13 protein-coding genes are annotated in these 18,793 nt (G+C 56.0%); 8 read left to right on the top strand and 5 right to left on the bottom strand.

Annotation, left to right across the window (positions count from 1 at the left end; all coding sequences use genetic code 11):
* Positions 1 to 86: 86 nt before the first annotated feature.
* Positions 87 to 6,227: an Ig-like domain-containing protein gene (locus tag WCO56_07695; GenBank protein ID MEI7729440.1), complete on the bottom strand. Its 6,141-nt coding sequence runs from the start codon at positions 6,225 to 6,227 to the stop codon at positions 87 to 89.
* Between the two features lie 132 nt (positions 6,228 to 6,359).
* Between WCO56_07695 and bamD the strand changes: the two genes are divergently transcribed.
* Both bamD and lptE read left to right on the top strand, forming a co-directional pair.
* On the top strand, positions 6,360 to 7,370 hold the full coding sequence (gene bamD, locus WCO56_07690; GenBank protein ID MEI7729439.1) for an outer membrane protein assembly factor BamD: 1,011 nt from the start codon (positions 6,360 to 6,362) through the stop codon (positions 7,368 to 7,370).
* 20 nt (positions 7,371 to 7,390) lie between these two features.
* Positions 7,391 to 7,912 carry an LPS assembly lipoprotein LptE gene (gene lptE, locus WCO56_07685; protein ID MEI7729438.1) on the top strand — a complete coding sequence of 174 codons (522 nt, stop codon included), beginning with the start codon at positions 7,391 to 7,393 and terminating at the stop codon, positions 7,910 to 7,912.
* A gap of 59 nt (positions 7,913 to 7,971) precedes the next feature.
* Here the strand turns inward: lptE and WCO56_07680 are convergent, their stop codons facing one another.
* Positions 7,972 to 8,988 (bottom strand): glycosyltransferase family 2 protein, encoded by a 1,017-nt coding sequence (locus WCO56_07680; GenBank protein ID MEI7729437.1) that lies wholly within the window; start codon positions 8,986 to 8,988, stop codon positions 7,972 to 7,974.
* A complete protein-coding gene (locus tag WCO56_07675; protein MEI7729436.1) occupies positions 8,985 to 9,827 on the bottom strand; it encodes a ThuA domain-containing protein in 843 nt (280 codons plus the stop codon). The genes WCO56_07680 and WCO56_07675 overlap by 4 nt, the downstream gene beginning before the upstream one ends.
* A 143-nt stretch (positions 9,828 to 9,970) precedes the next feature.
* Here WCO56_07675 and WCO56_07670 point away from each other — a divergent pair, with 143 nt between their 5' ends.
* The 5 genes from WCO56_07670 to deoC are packed head-to-tail and all read left to right on the top strand — an operon-like array spanning position 9,971 to position 15,951.
* Complete coding sequence (locus WCO56_07670; protein ID MEI7729435.1) at positions 9,971 to 12,127, top strand: PAS domain-containing protein; 2,157 nt, start codon at positions 9,971 to 9,973, stop codon at positions 12,125 to 12,127.
* A gap of 19 nt (positions 12,128 to 12,146) precedes the next feature.
* Positions 12,147 to 12,605, top strand: coding sequence for a response regulator (locus WCO56_07665; protein MEI7729434.1), 459 nt, complete (start codon positions 12,147 to 12,149; stop codon positions 12,603 to 12,605).
* Positions 12,602 to 13,054, top strand: coding sequence for a response regulator (locus WCO56_07660; GenBank protein MEI7729433.1), 453 nt, complete (start codon positions 12,602 to 12,604; stop codon positions 13,052 to 13,054). The genes WCO56_07665 and WCO56_07660 overlap by 4 nt, the downstream gene beginning before the upstream one ends.
* A gap of 1 nt (position 13,055) precedes the next feature.
* Positions 13,056 to 15,197, top strand: coding sequence for a response regulator (locus tag WCO56_07655; protein ID MEI7729432.1), 2,142 nt, complete (start codon positions 13,056 to 13,058; stop codon positions 15,195 to 15,197).
* Between the two features lie 34 nt (positions 15,198 to 15,231).
* On the top strand, positions 15,232 to 15,951 hold the full coding sequence (deoC, locus tag WCO56_07650; protein ID MEI7729431.1) for a deoxyribose-phosphate aldolase: 720 nt from the start codon (positions 15,232 to 15,234) through the stop codon (positions 15,949 to 15,951).
* 34 nt (positions 15,952 to 15,985) lie between these two features.
* Here the strand turns inward: deoC and WCO56_07645 are convergent, their stop codons facing one another.
* Positions 15,986 to 16,669, bottom strand: coding sequence for a polysaccharide biosynthesis/export family protein (locus tag WCO56_07645; GenBank protein ID MEI7729430.1), 684 nt, complete (start codon positions 16,667 to 16,669; stop codon positions 15,986 to 15,988).
* Positions 16,670 to 16,973: 304 nt separating this feature from the next.
* Here WCO56_07645 and WCO56_07640 point away from each other — a divergent pair, with 304 nt between their 5' ends.
* The gene (locus WCO56_07640; GenBank protein ID MEI7729429.1) at positions 16,974 to 17,606 is read left to right on the top strand and encodes a response regulator transcription factor; all 633 of its coding nucleotides are present in this window, start codon (positions 16,974 to 16,976) and stop codon (positions 17,604 to 17,606) included.
* A gap of 22 nt (positions 17,607 to 17,628) precedes the next feature.
* Here the strand turns inward: WCO56_07640 and WCO56_07635 are convergent, their stop codons facing one another.
* Entirely contained in the window at positions 17,629 to 18,603 is a 975-nt protein-coding gene (locus WCO56_07635) for a tyrosine recombinase XerC (protein MEI7729428.1), read from the bottom strand.
* Between the last annotated feature and the right edge of the window lie 190 nt (positions 18,604 to 18,793).

The raw sequence follows: 18,793 nt of genomic DNA, 5'->3' as shown, positions 1-18,793 counted from the left end.
ACTGCTTTTGGTACAAACAACCCCGCTGGCTTGCGTCAGCGGGTTTTTTGTTTATCCTGCCGAGGGTCGCCGCCGTCGAATTATTGTCACTGGCTAATCAGGCGGAAGTAACGGGTGCGTCGCGTTTCGGGCGGGAGATTTAGAATGGTCTGCCCGTTGCTGACGATGATGCCGTTGGTGAGCAACGTCCAGTTCACCGGGGGAGCCAGGTTGGTGGCGGACCAAAGCGAGAGGCCTGCCGCCCAATCGGGCCAACTAAAGTTGAAGCCATTCGTACCGCCACCCAAAGTGACTTTTGGGGGTGGTTGCAATTGTTGCCCAGAAAGCTGAAGGTTAAAAAACAGATCCGAACTGTTGACGGCACTTTGATGCACCACCGCTGCCAACCAATTCGTACCTTCAAAAAGCAAGCTCTGACTCACATTGGTGGCATACCAATTGGTTTCAGCGGACCCATTGATGGTGGTGGTGGCCAAGGTGCTGTACGTCACTGTGCCAGTGGGCAGGTTGTTACGGTAAATTTCTGTGCCATTGAGGTAAATGATGGCACCGTCATCCCGCTGAATGTTGAGCAGCAGGCTTCGCCAGAGCGCGGCGTTGGTAACTTGAAAGACGCGGCGGTAATATGCCGACGGGTATTTATTGTTGGGATCGGGTCCATAGGAATTGGTGGTGGCCGGCCAGACACCATTGGCATCCCCGTAACCCAGTGGAGAAGGCCCTTGCGGCCAGGCGTCATCGGAATAATTCGTGGCCACCCAAGTGGTACCCAGGTCCACCCCTTGATCGTGGTAGCGCCATAAAGCGCCAGGACTGACCAGATTGGTCAGGTTGCCAGATACTTGAAGGAATACTGGCGTGCTCCAGCTACCCAGGTTATCGGTATCCACCGCGCACGCCTGAACCTGGTGGTAACCGGCAACGAGGTTGGACCACGAGAAGGTATAGGGCGCATTGGAAATCACGACGAGCCGCTGGCCGTCGCCGTAAAACTCAACGCGCGATAAGGCCCCTTCCGGGTCGCTGGCATCAGCGGTGATGGTCACGTTGGCGTTGGTAACCGTGGTGTTTGAAGCGGGTGCGGTGATATTAGCCACAGGTGGCTGGTTCACATGAACCACAGTCAACGCGATGTTGGTCGAGCGACTGGCCAGGCCATCGCTCACCGTGATGGTGAGGAGCGTGCCGCCGTTACAGTTGGTTCCGGGGAACATATTAAGAAAACGGTTGCTGCCCACGCCAGTCAGCGTCAGGTTGGTGATCAGAGTGGTGTCCACGACGCTGGCAGTGACCAGCAGCATAGCGGAAGGCGACTCAGCGTCAGTAATCACAAAGGGGATGGTGCGGGGTGTATTTTCCTCCGTCGTTGCACTATTCACGACGTTGATGACGGGTGGTGTGTTACTGACGGAATCATCATCCAGCAGCGTAATGTTCAAGTTCGTTTGAGCGCCGCCTTGAACGTAGCCGCCAGGATTTTTTAGCAAGACAGATACGGTGCGATTTCCCGATGGGTAGTGTTCTGCCAGAAGTGTGACCGGAATGTTTTTTGGCGCAGTGTCATTGTCTGCCCAGTATAAAGTTCCCGTGGCGGGCTGGTACTGGATGCCGGGTGTGGCCGTGCTGCCGCTGGCTCCCACCTCGTAATCCATCTGAATGTCGCCCACTCGACCGGCGCTGCGGTTGACGGTCAGATAGAGGACCATGTTCGTTAAAGGCTCGGGCATAGTCTGGTTGGCTGACGCAAATTCGACGACACTGGTTTCCAGGCAGGAAACCATCTCAAAGGCGACGGATAATCCATTGCTGACCACGCCAGCCGAGCAAGTATAAGCAAGATAACTACTCATACTCTCCTGAATACCCACCGTACCGGCAGTACTGGTCGCGGCATTGGTGCCATAGACAATCTCCATGCGTGGACGACCTTCATAGAGCCGGATGGTGAAATTCACCGCCAGGTTTCCGGAAAAGGTGCCCGCGCGCCATTCCAGGTTGTAAACGCGATTCGATCCGGTCCCGGTGGTACTGGAGAAAATACCCTGTCCCGTTTGATCCGTTCGCAGGTCCGTGCAGAAGGCAGCCAAGACACCATTTGCCGAAGCGGAAGGCAGGCAGCCCAGGTAGGTGGAAGTGTTGGCAACGCCAAAACCGATCAAACCGTTCGCCGATACCCAGATGGATGTATAGGTGTTGCCATAGAAAGTGACTGGGAAAGGCAGGGCGATGGCAGCACCGCAATCATCACATGTTACGTTAATATTACTTGTGCCCGCCACATAGGTGGCGCCGGTGTTGACCGTCATCTGATAGCCACCCCCAGAGTCAATGCTTACCGGTAAAATTCCAGCCCCAGCGGAAGATTGATAAGCGAGTTGGAGATTTTTGGAAGTGCCGCAAATGAAGGTCGGTGAAGCGCACACGCGGAATGGCGTGGTGTTGGTGGTGGTTTGTCCCGCTGCAATGGATGGCCATGAAGCAGTGGCGACGGGAATGCTCAGACCAGGAATGGCGTTGGCGCCAAGCGTGGCGCTGACACCCGTAAGCGTGGAAGAACCGTTGTTTTTCAGGGTGATATAGACATTCGCGCAGCCGTTGGGAGCAAGTCTGCCATAGCCATTGCTGGCAGTGACCGCACCGATGGTCGCGGGCGCAATATTCAAGGTGGCCAGGCGGGTGAGCTGTTCGGATTGCGAGAGGTTGGTGATATTGATGGAATTGGTATAAGCACCCGCCGCCAGGGAATTGGCCGCCGCACTTAAGGATAACGTGAAATTGGTCAACGACGCGGAGGCCAGCGAACCAGTGGTAATGTTCAAGTAATAAGTTTCATCCACGCCCATATTCCAATTGAGGGTGGAACCGCCGGCATTATACAAGGTATAGTTTGCAGAAGAGGGTGAGAAGGGGCCACCGTAATTGCCAGCAGCGGCAAAGTTCGTTTCCGGCATGACGACCATGGCTTGGGGTACCACTGTCAACGCCAGCGTGTTAGTCAACCCTTCCACGGAGGCTGTAACAGTGACCGGTCCGGAAAACGCAGGGGCAGTGTAACGGCCCGTGGTATTAATGGATCCGGCAGTGACACTCCAAACAGCGGACGTGACCGGCCAGGTGATGCCGTATTGATCTGTTTTGCTGACACTGAGTTGCCGAATGGCGTTGGTGCGCACGAAGGTGTTCGAGGCGCTGATGGCTAGCGTGAATAGGAGCGGTTCAACATTGGTGTTCAGCGTAAGGTTGTCAAATTGCGACAATACAAACCGGTAATCGGTAGCGACACCGGCAGCGGCGAATCCCCATTGAGCTGTTGGGGGAACCGCCATTGCACGCGTGTTGATGGTGGTCCAGTTGGTGCCATTGGCAGACGCTTCGCTGGTGAAATTCGAGCCCATCCGCGTGAGTCGCACCCAGTATGGCACCGTAAACGTGTTGTTGGTGATGGTAATGTTGGTCACCGAACCATTGACTGTTTCGCGCGCCATAAAGCGGGCACCGGTACCTTGGTTGAGTGTGGAAAAAGCGAAGACAGCAGCATTGGACAGGCCGCTGCGAATCATTACTCCAGCCTGTGCGCCGGTGATGGAGGGTTGGCGCGCCCGTACTCGGGCCACAATGGAACCATATCCGCTCACCGTCTGGTATGCGAAAGTTCCGGCATCGGATACGCCACTGCTGCCGCTGCCCATGCCGCCGCCCATGGTGCTGAGTCCCCACGCTCCTTCGGCCTCGCCCGCCTTACCCGGCACGAAATATGCAGTGTTATACCAGTTCGTCACCAGCCAGGGCGACGTTTGCGGCGTGGTGGCATCGTTGATGGCTACTTCCGCCACATTCGTGTAGAGGTAGGCGCCGTTGGTTGGGGTATTGAGCGTGATGCTAAACGACCGCGTCAGCTTTGACTGGCCGTCACTCAGCAACGGGATGAGCACGTTTTTGCTGGCGAGTTCACCATCCGCCCAACTTACCATGCCAGTGGACTGCGTATAATGCACCGCTCCGGTGGCCGTGGAATTAGTCAGACCAAAATTGACACTGACGGCGCCAACGCTTCCGTAGAGACGTTGCAGCATGACGGTCGCAGTACCTGAAGTTTTCTCCGCCAGAAAAGCGCGGTTGAGCAACTGGATTTGAGCCGGTTGGGCAAACACACTTTCGACGTTGCTCCATTCTGAAGTAGCGGAAGTGCCCAAAGCCCGAACACGATAAAGCCAAGTGGCGCCTGGCAGCAGCGGGCCCGGATCAGTGTATTGGATTGCATTGGGAGGCAGCGTGGCAATGGAGAGGAAATTGGTGGCCGCACCCGCCTGACGCTGAACTTCAAATCCGGTTTCATTGCTGGCATTGTCCTGCCAAGTGAGCCCAGGTTGACTGTTGGTGGCCAAGACCAATAATCCTTGCGGCGCGACGGGAGCACCAAGGGTGGATGCCGTCGCTGTGACCGCCACACCCTGACTAAGGTTCTCATAAGAGCCGCCCGGACTGGTTTCCAGCTTTAACGTGCGTACGAGATAAGTATAGCTCTGGCCACTGATAACCGACGTATCCGTATAGGTCAAAGCATTGGTCGCCACCACGGAGGAGGTCAGCCGGGTAAAAGTTCCGGTCAATGAACTGGCGCGGAACACATGGTAGCCGAGCAGATTGGTGTCGGCGGAGGCCGCCCAGTCCAGTTGGATTTGGGTGGTGGAAGCTTGAGCATGCACATTGATGGGCGGAATCACCGGGTGGAGGCGCAAAGCCGGGTCGCCGAGCAGAGCCATGTGAACCCCGCGCGGGGAGGAAGTGTATGCGTAATCATACAGAGAATTGTTATTCTGGGAAATCATTGCGCAGTAACCGATGTGGTCCCCGAGCGTCATGTGGTGGACAAACCAATAAGGGCGACCACCCCAGAAAATGGTGAGTCCTTCCGTCTCCGGGGTTCCGCAGAGGGCGGCGCGCATGAAGTTGTTATTATAATCCCAATCGCCATGGTAGCTGCCAAAGATTTCACAGAAGATGCCGCGGGAACTAATGTTGGCGAAATCCGTGGAGGAACCAACACCACTGGCGCTGGTGGAACTGCCGCCGCCGCAACCATAAGCCAGCAGGTATTGGTTCGTGCGCAGGGTGGTAAACCAATCCAAAGAAGCGACATTGGCACTGCTAAACCAACTGTAGCCCGTGCCCCAGCCCGTCGCCGCAAATGCCTCACCGCCGAACCAGCCAAAGTTATCATCAATCAGTCCCCGGCGGGGCACGTTGGTAAATGTTCCCCGTCGCCACCGGAAATCATGTGCGCGCCGCAGGTAACGCCGCAGCAAGTCCGTCTCCGTCACTGACGCAGTGGGGAAGGTTGTCATGTTGGCAAAATCCACGCGTCCCACTTGCAATTTTAGATCGCTGGGCAGGCTGGATTGGTCAAACTTGCCATCTCCGGGCTGGTTCCACCCACGTTTATCGCTGGAGTTGGTAGTATTGATGGAGGAATCGGTCCAAGTACCATTGACATCCCCATAGTACACGTCGGCGGGCCAAGCGCCATAATGGTCGCCATGTCCATCGGGAGCCAGGTATCCGGAATAAGGAACCGGTACGCGTCCCAGCAGATAGACCGCCTTCACGGTCGTCGGATTGGCTTGGTAGTTGGAAACGATGAGGCTTTTGACGGACGCAATCTCGTTGGAGCGCGTCGCCCAAATATTGGCATTGGTATTATTGGGCTGGGCAACCATCCGTGGGACGTCATAGCGCAACACCTGCCAGCCATCCCCGATCAGGTCGCGGAAGGTTAGATCAATCTCAGGTGCCAATGAGTTGGTCATGCTCTGATCCACAAACATGAGCAGCGTACCGCGCGCTTCCGTCATGGGCACGCGCACACCGGCATAGAGGTACCCGTAAACATCTGTCGGGCTGAAATTGGTATAATATCGCGCCACGCGATACTCATAGGGTGTATTCAGAGCTGCCGTGTAATCCGCAAAACTGGTGGTTGTGGCGGATAGATTGGTCAGGACCGTCCAACTGGTATCGGCTTTGGCTTTGCGCGCGACGGTATAATTCGTGATGTAACCTGACTGACGATGCGACCAACGCAAGGTGATATAGGGCGGCGTGTCCGAGGGAACGCTGGTTACATCCACCACTGCGTCCGGCGAGGATTGGCTGAGCCCTGAATTTACGAATAACCCGCCAAACACCGCCAGCAGGAACACGAAACACTTGGTGCGGACTAAACTCATGTGACCCGCCTAGAATTCCATAAGGGGTGAAAAAAACAAGCGTAAAGTGATAGCGTAAAATGAACCCGCGACGCTTTTTTATTGTCTGCGCCTGTCTTGACTTGCCGAGGGCGGTTGTTTACGGTTGTCCGCATGAATTGTTGGACAAAACGTATTTTGCTGGCGGCGTTATTTCTGCTGGCGCTGCCGTACCCGTCCCCGGCGCCATTGATCTATCGGCCCGGTGAGGGTTGGGTGTATGAACAGTACGGAACCACCAGTACTTGGATGAAAGGGCGCGCCAAAGACCAGTACGATGTGGCGCAGGCCGCCTTCGACAAGCAGGATTATAAAACCGCTCTGCGCGCCGCCCGCCGCGTCGTCAGCCAGTGGCCGCTTTCGGATTTTGCGGCCAATGCCCAGTATTTGATTGGCCGGACCTACGAAGCGCGTCATAAGGATGAACAGGCGTTTGAGGCTTACCAAAAGTGCATTGATAAATATCCCAAACTGGCCAATCACCAGGAGATTCTCAAGCGCCAGTGCGAGATTGCCAACCGTTACCTGGCCGGCCAATGGTTCTGGAAATGGGGGGTGCTGCCGTTGTTTTCTTCCATGGATAAGACCGTGACGATGTACGAAAAAATCATTAAGAGCGGTCCCTATAGCGAAGTCGCACCACAAGCCCAGATGAACATCGGCACCGCCCGGGAAAAGCAAAAAGACTACCCGCTGGCGGTAAAGGCGTATGAGCGGGCGGCTGATCGTTATAACGACAAGACCGCGATTGCCTCTGACGCCCTATTCAAAGCGGGGCTGGCGTACGAAAAGCAGGCACAAAAGGCCGAGTATGATCAGAATGCCGCCTCCGACGCCATCAAGACGTTCGAGGATTTCAAGACTATGTTTCCCAATGACTCGCGCTGCAAGCGCGCCAACGAAATCATCGAGGTGTTGAAATTGGAACAGGCGCGGGGAGATTTCGGAATCGCCCAGTTCTACGACAAACGGAAGTTCTATGCCGCCGCCGAGATTTATTATAACGAAGCCCAGCGACGGGCACCCAATTCCATCTACGATGCCCAAGCCAAAAAACGGCTTGAGGAGTTGAAAAAACACTCGACGCCTCCTGCATCAGCAGCCGAAGTCGCGCCGAAAAAGTAGCTGATCCACTGCCTTTGCACATGATACCTGTCCGCCAACTGGTCTGGTTGTCCATGCTGCTCCTGCTGGCCTTATGCATGGGATGTTCGGGGTATCGGCTAGGTCCAACCAATGGACTCAAAGCGGGTGAAAAATCCATCCAAGTGCTGCCGTTTACCAACGAAACGCTTGAAGCGCGGCTTTCCGACGCGGTCACCCAATCATTGCGTCGCACCCTCCAGCAGGATGGCACGTATCGTCTGGACACCTCTGGTAATGCGGATTATGTCGTCAAAGGTGTCATCTCTCAATTTCGGCGGGCACCGCTTAGCTACCAACCCAGCGATACGGCAACTGTGCGTGACTACCGGCTCGCGATGGTTGCCAAAATCACGTTATTTGAGCGGGCTACCGGCAAGGTGATTCTGGAAAAATCGGTGGTTGGCCGTTCCGCGTTGAGCGTTGGAGCAGATCTGGCCAGCGGCGAACGCGAGGCCATCCCGGTGCTGGCTGATGACTTGGCTCACAACGCCGCGTCCGTGCTGGTGGATGGAGCGTGGTAGTCGGAGTTGGAAATACCGAAACTGAAGGATCGAGGTTCGAACCGGCCGGGTAGCGCAGGTTACTTGTTTTTGAGGGTTTGTTTGACCTGCAAATCGGCGATCGTTTTTTTACCGCCGTTCCCGCCCCACTGGCGATGTGTCCAAATTCCCCAGAACACTCCCAAAATCGAAGCCACGCTCGCGGGAAGATGCCAAGCCCAGCGCCAATCCAGGTCGCGTACCCAACCCCTGACCGTGTGATACGCCGGCCCAACCACCGAAACGCAATAAACCGCCGCCAGCCAGGCGGGCACCGGCGGTTTTTCTTTCATCCAGTTGACCTGTACTTCTTGCTGCACGTTTAGGAAGTGGACGGTTGCCCGTCGCCGTTTCTGTAAAAATCCGGTGAGGGTTTGCACATAATAATGATGTACCCCGCGACCGTGGATGCGCAGCCATTCACGCTTGCCGGCCCGCATGAGGTGGAGGGCGATATGCGTATCCTGGAAATGTTCTCCGGCCTTGACGGATTCGAGATCAGCTCGGCGAAACACAAAGCCATTGGCACCAAGCGGATAGGATAGCGAGTTACCCGGGAGCGTCCAACGTTCCACGTCACCCGCCACCGCCACGCGAACCGGGTTGGTGGCCATTAGCCAACAGATCGGGTCGCTAATATGCAGTAGGTGCGTCACGTAGGCACAGAAGGAACTCATCTTGGCGGACGGCAGATAGTACGCCTCGACGCCCAGTGCCTGGGGATGGTCAGCCAGGGCTCGCACGGCCAATTCCAGGTAATCCGGGTGGGTTAACTCATTGTCCGCATCAATAAAGACGATGTACTCGCCGGTGGCGTGACTCAGCGCAAGGCGCTTGCCCTCCTCCATGTTTTTGCCGTGGTCATCCACCACGGTTGCGCCGTAGTGCAAGGCGATCTCCCGGGTGCGATCCTTGGAAAAAGCGTCGGCCAGGATGATTTCAAACCGGTCGCGCGGATACGTCTGCCTGGCGATGGACGCCAGGCAGTTGTCCAGAATCGCCTCCGCGTTCAGCGTCGGCATGATGATGCTGACTTTGGGATGACGCTCAGCCGTCATTTCTTGGCTTCATAACCGGGCTTGGGCTTGCCGTTATCATCGAGCTTATCACAAGCCCAGAGCAGCCCACGCGTCATCAGATCGAGGAAAACCGGGTCTTCCATGGTTTTGTTCGCGTGCGCAAGGGTGGTGCCAAAAACACGCGTTTTGCCGTAGGTATTGACCCAAATCAGGGTATGGGATTTTTCCGTAGTATTCCATTTATCGGGGGCCTTCTGGCCGGGCGGTGCCTTTTCTTTGACTTTGTCATTCGCGGTGGCGAGGGTAATGGTATTTGGCCATACTTTTTCAATGGCATACAACTCCTCGTTGCCGGTCTTCCAATCTGCCGGGAAACCCGCCATAATCGGGTGATCCGCCTTCACAACCTTGACATCCAAGGGATGTTGCGGCCCATGCCGCTTGGAGGTCACCCCGAGAAATTCACGATACTTGTCCTCCTTGTAATCGCGAAACGTATGCATCTGGCAATGTAAAATAATGCCGGGAACGCCATCCCGATGTGGCGCGAGGGCTTTTTCAATATAAGCGGGGTCGGTATCGGAGGCAAAACACTCGTTGTGAACGATGATGTCGTAGCCTTTGGCCCAATCCGGCTTGTTATAGGTGCTGTTGGCAATGTCCTTATGGGTGGTGCCACCTTCTTCCAGAACAATGGTCCATTCGACATTGGCGCGGGCGCTGATGCCTTTGGAGATGATTTCTTTCTGATTTTTATAGTCATGGCAGCAGCCGCCGGTGAGCAGCAGGGCCTTCAGAGGTTTCGTTTGAGCTTGGGCGGAGACCGCCAAGGTAACAGCGCCCGCCAAGAGCAGGTTGCCGAATAAGTTGTTTTTCATAGTCTATATCGCACGTTTCTATCGGTTTCAGGTTGGATGCTACCGGAGAAGGAATATTCAATGCAATTGCGAAATGCATGAATAGGGTTGCAAAATAAACCTTCCGTCGCTACGTTCACACCAGCACTAACACCATGAATAAAATGCGCACAGGTCCAAAGGAGTTTCCTTTTAGAATCCTGACTTTGGCATTGGTGTTGACGGTTGGCGTATTGGCATTTCCGGGTTGGCAAATCTGGCAGGCGTTCAAGGATTACCAGAATCACGCTCAGCGGCAACCCTATCTTCGCGAAGCGTTGGAAAGCCTTCAGAATCTGGATATCCTTCTCAGCACTCAGGCACGCATATTTATCCAGAGCAAGGATGAGGAATGGGAGCGCTCGTACCTTCAAGCTGACATCAAGTTTCACAAGGCCCTGATTCTGGCGGAAAGTATCGGCCCGGACCTGTTCGTGACCGATGCAAAATCCCTGCAGATTTTTCATAGACCGATCGGCCCACAGGAAAAGCAAGCGATGGTTTTGCTCAAGCAAGGGCACCCCGAGGCGGCGTCCCAACTCTTGGATAGTGCGGATTATAATAAACAGCAGCAGAAGTTTTCGCGATTGATTCGGCAGACGCGGTCCAGATTGGCATTTGAACAACAACAGGAGATTGAGTGGCAGTGGCAACGAATGACCGGCGCGTTGCTTGTACTCATGGCCGGTGTGCCAGCCCTGTTACTCATCTGGCTGCGGGTCATCAGTCTGATGCGGGAATATCTGCTGGAACTTGCGAAACTCGAATTGGCTTTGTCCCACGAGCGGCACTTGCTGACCGCTCTGCTGGACACCATGCCCGACCGCATTTATTTCAAGGACCGGCAAAGTCGGTTCATCCGGTGCAGTTGGGAAATGCTGCGGCGGCTGGGAGTGCAACGGCATGAAGAGGTGATCGGCAAAAATGATTTTGATTTTCATCCCGCCGAACGCGCGCACGAATTCGCCGAGGATGAACGGCGCGTCATGGAGACCGGGCAACCCATCATCAACAAGGTGGAACGCCAAACCAACCAGACAGGAGATACAACGTGGGCGTTGGTTTCCAAGGCGTCTCTGCAAGACTCTAGTGGCCGGGTTACCGGGCTCATTGGCATTTCGCGGGATATCACGGCGCTCAAAGCGGCCGAACTGGAATTGCGGGAGAGCGAGGAGTTAAACCGCACGCTGATTTCGAGCCTGCCGCAGCGGATTTTCTTCAAAGACCGGGAGTTGGTATTTCTGGGTGCCAATGAGGCATTTGCGGGGGATTTGGGGAAGAAACCTGCTGAAATCGTGGGTAAAACCGACTTTGATTTCTTTCCCAAAGAGCTGGCAGACAAGTATCGAATGGACGATATGCGGGTCATGGCGCATCGCAAACCAGTCACGATCGAGGAAAAGAACCTGATCCATGGGCAGGAACGCGTTGTGGAGGTGGTCAAGGCCCCGGTGATCAATGACGAGGGTGAGGTCATCGGGTTGGTGGGATTATTCACGGATATTACCGAGCGCAAGCTGGCAGAACAAAAGCTGCGCCAGTTTACCAGCCAACTGGAGCAAAATAATCGCGAGTTGCAGGAGTTCGCGTATGTGGCGTCACATGATCTCCAGGAACCTTTGCGCAAAGTGCGTGCGTTTGGCGACCGTCTCAAAGCCAAGTGCGCCGATGCGTTCACCCCCGAGGGCAAGGATTACCTGGAGCGCATGCAAAACGCCGCCGGACGCATGCAGAATCTGATTGATGCGTTGCTGTCCTATTCCCGCGTTTCGACCCGTGCTCAGCCGTTTGTGTTGGTGGATTTAAACGAGGTGATCAAAGGTGTTTTGGAAGATTTGGAACTGGCGATTGAACGCACCAAAGGCCGGGTTGAAGCGGGTCCCCTGCCTACCTTGGAGGCCGATCCCATGCAAATGCGCCAACTGCTGCAAAACCTGATTGGGAACGCATTGAAGTTTCACCAACCGCAGGACGTCCCGGTCATTCAGGTGCGGAGCCAGACGTTTGTGGCGGACGCGACCATGGGTGAGCGGTTCTTGGCGGGGCGCAGTTATTGCCGAATCGAGGTGGCGGATAACGGCATTGGGTTTGATGAAAAATACCTGAACCGGATTTTTGTGGTGTTCCAGCGGTTGCATGGGCGTGGCGAATACGAAGGTTCCGGTGTGGGACTGGCGATCTGCCGCAAAATCGCGTTACGGCACCAAGGCGACATTACCGCGCACAGTCAGCCGGGGGCCGGGGCCACGTTCATTATTACTTTACCTCTGAAACAAGTTTGACTACTGTTATCAAAAATTTATGAGCAACCCGCGACCGATTACGATCTTGATCGCCGAAGACGACCCCGACGATCGTTTGCTGGCCAAAGACGCGCTGGTGGAAAGCCGTTTGGCCAATGACGTTCGCTTCGTGGAGAATGGCGAAGAATTACTGGACTACCTCAGACAACAGGGCGCGTTTGCCAATCCGGAAACATCGCCGCGGCCCGGCATTATCCTGCTGGATTTGAACATGCCAAAAAAAGATGGCCGCGAGGCCTTGCGCGAAATCAAAGCCGACCCGAATCTGAGACAAATCCCCATCGTCGTGCTGACCACCTCCAAAGCGGAAGAGGATATTTTCCGCAGTTACGATCTGGGGGTCAGTTCGTTCATCACCAAGCCGGTGACCTTTGAAGGGTTGGTGGAAATCATGCGGGTGCTGGGCCAATATTGGTTTGAAATTGTGGAACTGCCACGGGAGAATGCTGAAGTATGAGGCGTGCCTTGCGTTTATTATTATTGGAGTCCAATCCCGGCCAGTCGCTGTTGGTTTCTCATGCTTTATCCCAATTGCCGCAGATCTGCCATTGGACGGTGGTCTCTACCAGCGAAACGCTGCTGGATTATCTGCACCATCGTGGGCCTTACACCAATGCGGCGCAGTTCCCCTTGCCTGACTTGATCCTGCTGGATTGGGATTTGGAGTTGGCAAACAGCCCGCAAGTTCTGAAAGAGCTCAAGGCCGATCCACGCCTGCGCATCATTCCGGTCGTGGTGTTGACCGGGTCCCGCCAGGAGCGGGAGGTTGCCGCCAGCTACAACTTGGGGAGCACGTCCTTTATTGTGAAGCCGCCCTCGCCGGAGGCGTTGCTCCCGATGATGCGAACCTTCGTTCAATACTGGTCGGATATCGTCCGGCTGCCGTTCCGCGCCAGCGCCACCTGACATGCCGCCCATTTCCATCAGGATATTATTAATTGATGATGATGAGGATGATTACCTCATCACGAGGGACTTGCTGCAGGAAGTGGAGCGGGAAAGGTTTAATGTTCGCTGGATACGAACCGGAACGGAAGGACTGGAGGTGTTACGCCGCGAAGAAGTGGACCTATGTCTTTGTGATTATCGTTTGGGAGCGACAAACGGGCTGGATCTGTTACGGACGGCCCGGAGCGAAGGCATTCGTATCCCCATTATTCTTCTCACCGGGCAGGGGGATCGCGAGGTGGACATGGCGGCCATGCAAGCGGGTGCCTCGGATTACCTGGTCAAGAGCGGTTTGGACGCCGCGCAACTGGAGCGTGCGATCCGTTATTCGCTGCAATGGCATCGGGCGGCGGAAGCGCTGCGGCAGAGCGAATTGCGCCTGCGCCAGCAATTCCTGCGCATCAGTCTGCTGAATCAGATTACCCGCGCCATCGCGGAGCGGCAGGACATGGTCAGCATCTTCGAGGTGGCCCTAGCCCATCTGGAAGAGCATTTGGCGATTGATTTGGGCCGCGTGTTTTATTACGACTCGGGGCAACAATCACTGCGGTTGGTGGCGCACGGGCCGCACAGCGAGGTCGTCAGTAATCAGATCGGGATGTCGTCCACAGCCATTCCTCTGGCCATGACCGACCTGCAACCATGTCTAAACGGGACAATTGTACATCACCGGGACTTACAAACGGAGATCCTCCCTAAGGCTCGGGACATGGCCCGGTTTGGATTTCGCTCGGCGGTCGCCGTTCCCTTGGCTGTGGAGGGAAAGACCTTTGCGATTCTCTCCCTCATGCGCCGCCAAGTGGATGCGTTCAAGGACGATGAGATTGAGTTCCTAAAGGCGCTCAGCGAGCACATCTCGATGGCTGCGCATCACGCCCGGTTGGTTACCGATTTGCAGCAGATCAATGAGCAATTGCGCGAAAGCCAGCAGGCGGCAGTGCGGCAGGAACGTTTGGCGGCGGTGGGCCAGCTTTCGGCTGGTGTGGCGCATGAGTTCAATAACATCCTGACCATTATCCAGGGATATGCAACGATGCTAATGCAGGCTGCCAACCTGCCCCCGCAACAAAATGAGGCGGTGAAAAATATTCTATCTGGAGCAGAACGCGCCTCGCGCTTGACCGCGCAATTACTGGCTTTCAGCCGCAAGCAGGTGATGAACCCCGAGCCGATGGAATTGAACGAGGTGATGGGGAATGTGGTGAAAATGTTGAGTCGAGTGGTGGGCGAAAACATCCAGGTACGTTGTGAGTTCACCCCGCATCCGATTTATGTTTGGGCGGACTTGGGCATGCTCGAACAGGTGATCATGAACCTATCCGTCAATGCGCGTGATGCCATGCCCAAAGGCGGCAAATTAGTGTTTAGCACCCGTCTCGAAACGCTGGATGACTTGGTTGCCCGCCGTCACCCGGAGGCGCGCTCGGGCAAATACGTTTGTTTGCAGGTCACCGATTTCGGGCTCGGCATGGATGAAGCCACGCAGGCCCGCTTATTTGAGCCGTTTTTTACGACCAAAGAGGTCGGCAAAGGCACCGGACTTGGTCTGGCCTCCATCTATGGCATTGTCAAGCAACATCAAGGTTGGATCGAAGTGGAAAGTCGGGTGAATGTCGGGACCACCTTCCGCATTTACCTGCCCGAAATGGTTGATCACACAACCATGGCTACGGCTTCCACCTCGTTTGTGGGTGTTCCAGGGGGCACGGAAACCATCCTGATCGCGGAGGATGAACCGGCCTTGCGTCTGCTGGTGCGTGAAATTTTGCGCAGCTTTGGGTATCAGACGTTTGACGCCAATAACGGGCCGGAAGCCATGGCTGTTTGGCAGCAGCATCAGGCGAGCATTGACTTGCTGCTAACTGATCTGATGATGCCGGGCGGCATGAGCGGCGAGGAACTGGCTAAACGGCTGCTTGCTGAGCGGCCCGATTTGAAAGTCGTTTTTACGAGTGGCTACAGTGTGGAAATGGCCGGTAAAACCATGGCCAACGCCCCGGGTAATTATTTTCTGCCCAAACCATACCGTCCCATCACTCTGGCCCGGATTGTGCGAGATTGCCTGGATGGTCGGCCTCCTTCGGTTCCCACTGACCTGTAAACTATAAATCCTGATTAACCTCAACCTCACTTTTATGCCCCATCCTCCTTCCGTGCGCGAACTGGCCAGAATGATTGACCACGCGCTGTTGCATCCAACCATGACCGATGCGGAAATCCGCGCCGGGTGCGAACTGGCCCGCCGATTGGGCTGTGCGACCGCCTGTGTCAAATCGTATGCCATCCCGCTGGCCCGCGAGATTTTGACCGGCTCTGAAACCGGTGTCTGTCCGGTGATCGGTTTTCCGCACGGCAATAGCACCACCCGCAACAAGGTTGTGGAAGCGGTGGAGGCGGCTCAACTGGGTGGTACGGAAATTGACATGGTGATCAACATCGGCAAGGCCTTGGGCGGTGATTGGGGTTATGTGCAAACCGAAATCAAAGCGGTGAACGAGGGCGTCGTGGCGCAAGGCGCCATTCTGAAGGTGATTTTTGAGAATGACTATTTGCAGGATGCCCACATCATCCAGCTTTGCGAAATTTGCTCGGCCATCGGGGTGGCGTTCGTGAAGACGTCCACGGGCTTTGGATTCGTCAAACAAGCCAACGGCATGTTCAGTTACAAGGGGGCCACGCTGCCCCATCTCGCGCTCATGCGCCAACATTGCCCGCCATCGGTAAAAATCAAGGCCTCCGGTGGGGTTCGCACCTTGGATGAATTGCTGGCGGTACGGGAACTGGGGGTTGAGCGGGTGGGGGCTTCGGCCACCGAGGCCATTCTGCAAGAAGCCGCCCGGCGTGGATTCGAGTAAGCGGGGCAGGGCGGACGACCAGACTACTGGCTTATCACCTGCTGGCCATCAACCTGAGGTTGGGCCAAATCAAGAGGGGACTGGCGGTGGGCATCCGCCGGTTGTCCAGCGTCTCGATGCGGCCAGCGGGCCAAACCGTCTTGGGAACATAAACAATGTCGCCTGATTGCAAGGCCACATCCGGCGTCTTATTTTTCAACACATTCCGAACATTGACTTGGATCACCTGCACCGAGCCATCCGTCTGTTGCCGGGAAATGGTGACATGCTTGAGGTCCGCATACTCACTCGGTTCAAAAAACTGGATTGCCTGGGCCAAATGGGTGTTGACGCCGTGATCAAGATGGACCGTGGCTTGGATATCCCCGCAAAGCGTGATTTGCGGCTCGGTCGTGTGACTGGTGGTCAACGTGAGATCGAAGGCATTGGTTTCTTGATACTCCCGGGCCAGCGCCAGCCGCACCTCGGCACGCACTTCCGCCACGGTTTTGCCCCGCACACTCACCGCCACGAACCCCGGCTTTGATTCCTGCGCGGGAATAATAATCCGCCCCTCTTCATTGACGGTCACGCTCACTGGCGCCGCGGTCTGGTTGCACGATTGCACCACTTCCACGCGATAGGTCAACACATCCCCGGCGCGGAGCTGGTATCCCTGTGGCGCCGCTGCGGCAAACGACGAGCACGCCAGAGCCATGCCCATGACGATTGGGGTCATCCAGCGGCTGATTTGCATCGCTGGCCGATTACAACTATTTAAATTCATCTTCATGAAAGCAATCTACGCCAACGCCATGGAATTAAAATCGGTGCAAACCGCCAAATGGTATGGGACATACACACAAAAGCGTGTAGGCTGAAATCGTACAAACACCGCACCGCATGCCGTATCCGGTAAGGAAATGAAACCTGGAAAGCCCTTGAAAATCCGCCGCCGCTTGCCGCCACGCCACCATGTCGCCTGCCAATTCACTTGAATCTTCGCACCAATGGCGTATGTTTGACCCCGGTTAGACTAGAATATGCGACAGGTTCTTATCGTAGATGATCACGCGCTTATCCGTATTGGTCTGGGGCAATTTGTCCGCCAGACCTTTGGCGTGGTGAACGTGGTCGAGGCAGAGACCGCGCAAGCGGCCATGGTCTGGGTGCGCAAGCAATCCTGGGATCTGATTCTGCTGGACATTGATTTGCCGGATCGGAGCGGGATGGATATTCTGGATGACATCAAGCGCGAGCGTCCCACCACGCCAGTGTTATTCCTCACCGGCGCGGCGAATGTTGATTTCGCGCAACGCGTCATGCGCAGTGGGGCCTCGGGTTATGTTGAAAAGGGCGGGTCGGCGGATGAATTGCGCACGGCCATTACCACGGTGCTGGATGGCCGGCGGTATATCTGCCCCAGAATGGCTGAGGCCATGGCTCTTCAGAACGTGAACCCCTCCGGGCCGCCGCGCGTGGAAGCCCTTTCCGACCGTGAGTTTCAAGTGTTGCGCCTGATGGGGGCGGGCAAGGCGGTATCTGAAATCGGCGAAGAACTTTCGCTTAGCGTCAAAACCGTCAGCACCTACCGCGCCCGTTTGTTGGAGAAGCTGGGCCTGGATACCACGGCGGCGCTGGTCCGCTATGCCATTAAGAACAACTTGGTGAAATAAGCGCCCGGTTCCCACCCGTCGATTAGGCCCGGGGATGCGCCGCATCATAAGCCTGTTTGAGCCGTTCGGTGGAGACGTGCGTGTAAACTTGCGTGGTGACCAGGTGCGCATGGCCCAGTAATTCCTGCACGCTGCGCAAATCCGCCCCGGCATTGAGCAGGTGGGTGGCGTAGCTGTGGCGGAGTTTGTGGGGCGTCAGATTCGGGTCCAACCCGGCAATTTCCAAGTAGCGTTTCAACCGCAGTTGCACCAAACGGGGGTAAAGCGGACGCCCTTTGATCGGGTTGGCATAGAACACCGGGTCCGGGCCATCCGGCCGGCGCGTCAGCGCCCGCCAGTAATGCTCAATCGCTTTGAGCGCCGGTTCCCCAATGGGCAACAGCCGCTCCTTTTTCCCCTTGCCGCGCACGCGCACGACTTGTTCGCGGGCATCCAGGTCCGCCACCCGCAACCCGCAGAGTTCGCTGATCCGCAACCCGCACGAATAGATGGTTTCCAGGATGGCGACATCGCGCAGAAACGGAGCGGCCTCCGGCTTTGCTTCCGCGTGCGTTTGCAATTGCGCCAGATCCTTCAATGGCGCGTCCAGCAGATCCCCCATCTGCTGCACGGAAATGAATTGGGGCAACCGCTTGACCGGCTTGGGCATGGCCAGCTTGCGGATGGGCGAAATTTCCACCAACCCTTTACGGATCAAATACCGGTAAAAGGTGCGCAATGCGGAAAAGCGCAGTTGCACCGCCGCCCGGCTGAAATCCTCGCGTCCGAGGTGCCGCAAAAAGGCGCGGAAATCATCCGATTGCAAGGCCTCCCAGTGCGGTGGCTGGTGGTGCGCCGCGCTCCGCCAGCGATGAAACTCCACCAGGGCCTGACGATAATTGCGTTGGGTGTAAATCGAAGCGCCGCGCTCATGGGCCAGATGACGCAGGAATTCCTCCACGAGGGCATCGTGGATTGCGTCTGGCGCTTCAGATGTTGTAACCGCACTATCCGGCATGCGCACAACCTAGCAAATCCGTGGCGATAAGAAAGCGAAACCAAAACGGCCACCTGGGTCGGGGAGAAAATTCCCTCCCCGCGGGCAGGGTAGGGGATACGGAACCCATCCTGGCCCAACCCCAAATGGATTCGTTGAGGCTATAAATATTTTCGTGTAAGTGGCCGACGATAGCTGAGAGGATAAGAAA

The sequence above is a fragment of the Verrucomicrobiota bacterium genome (genome assembly GCA_037139415.1).
Taxonomy (GTDB): domain Bacteria; phylum Verrucomicrobiota; class Verrucomicrobiia; order Limisphaerales; family Fontisphaeraceae; genus JBAXGN01.
The sequence above is the reverse complement of the archived record's forward strand: the minus strand, read 5'-3'. Positions and strand labels throughout refer to the sequence as shown.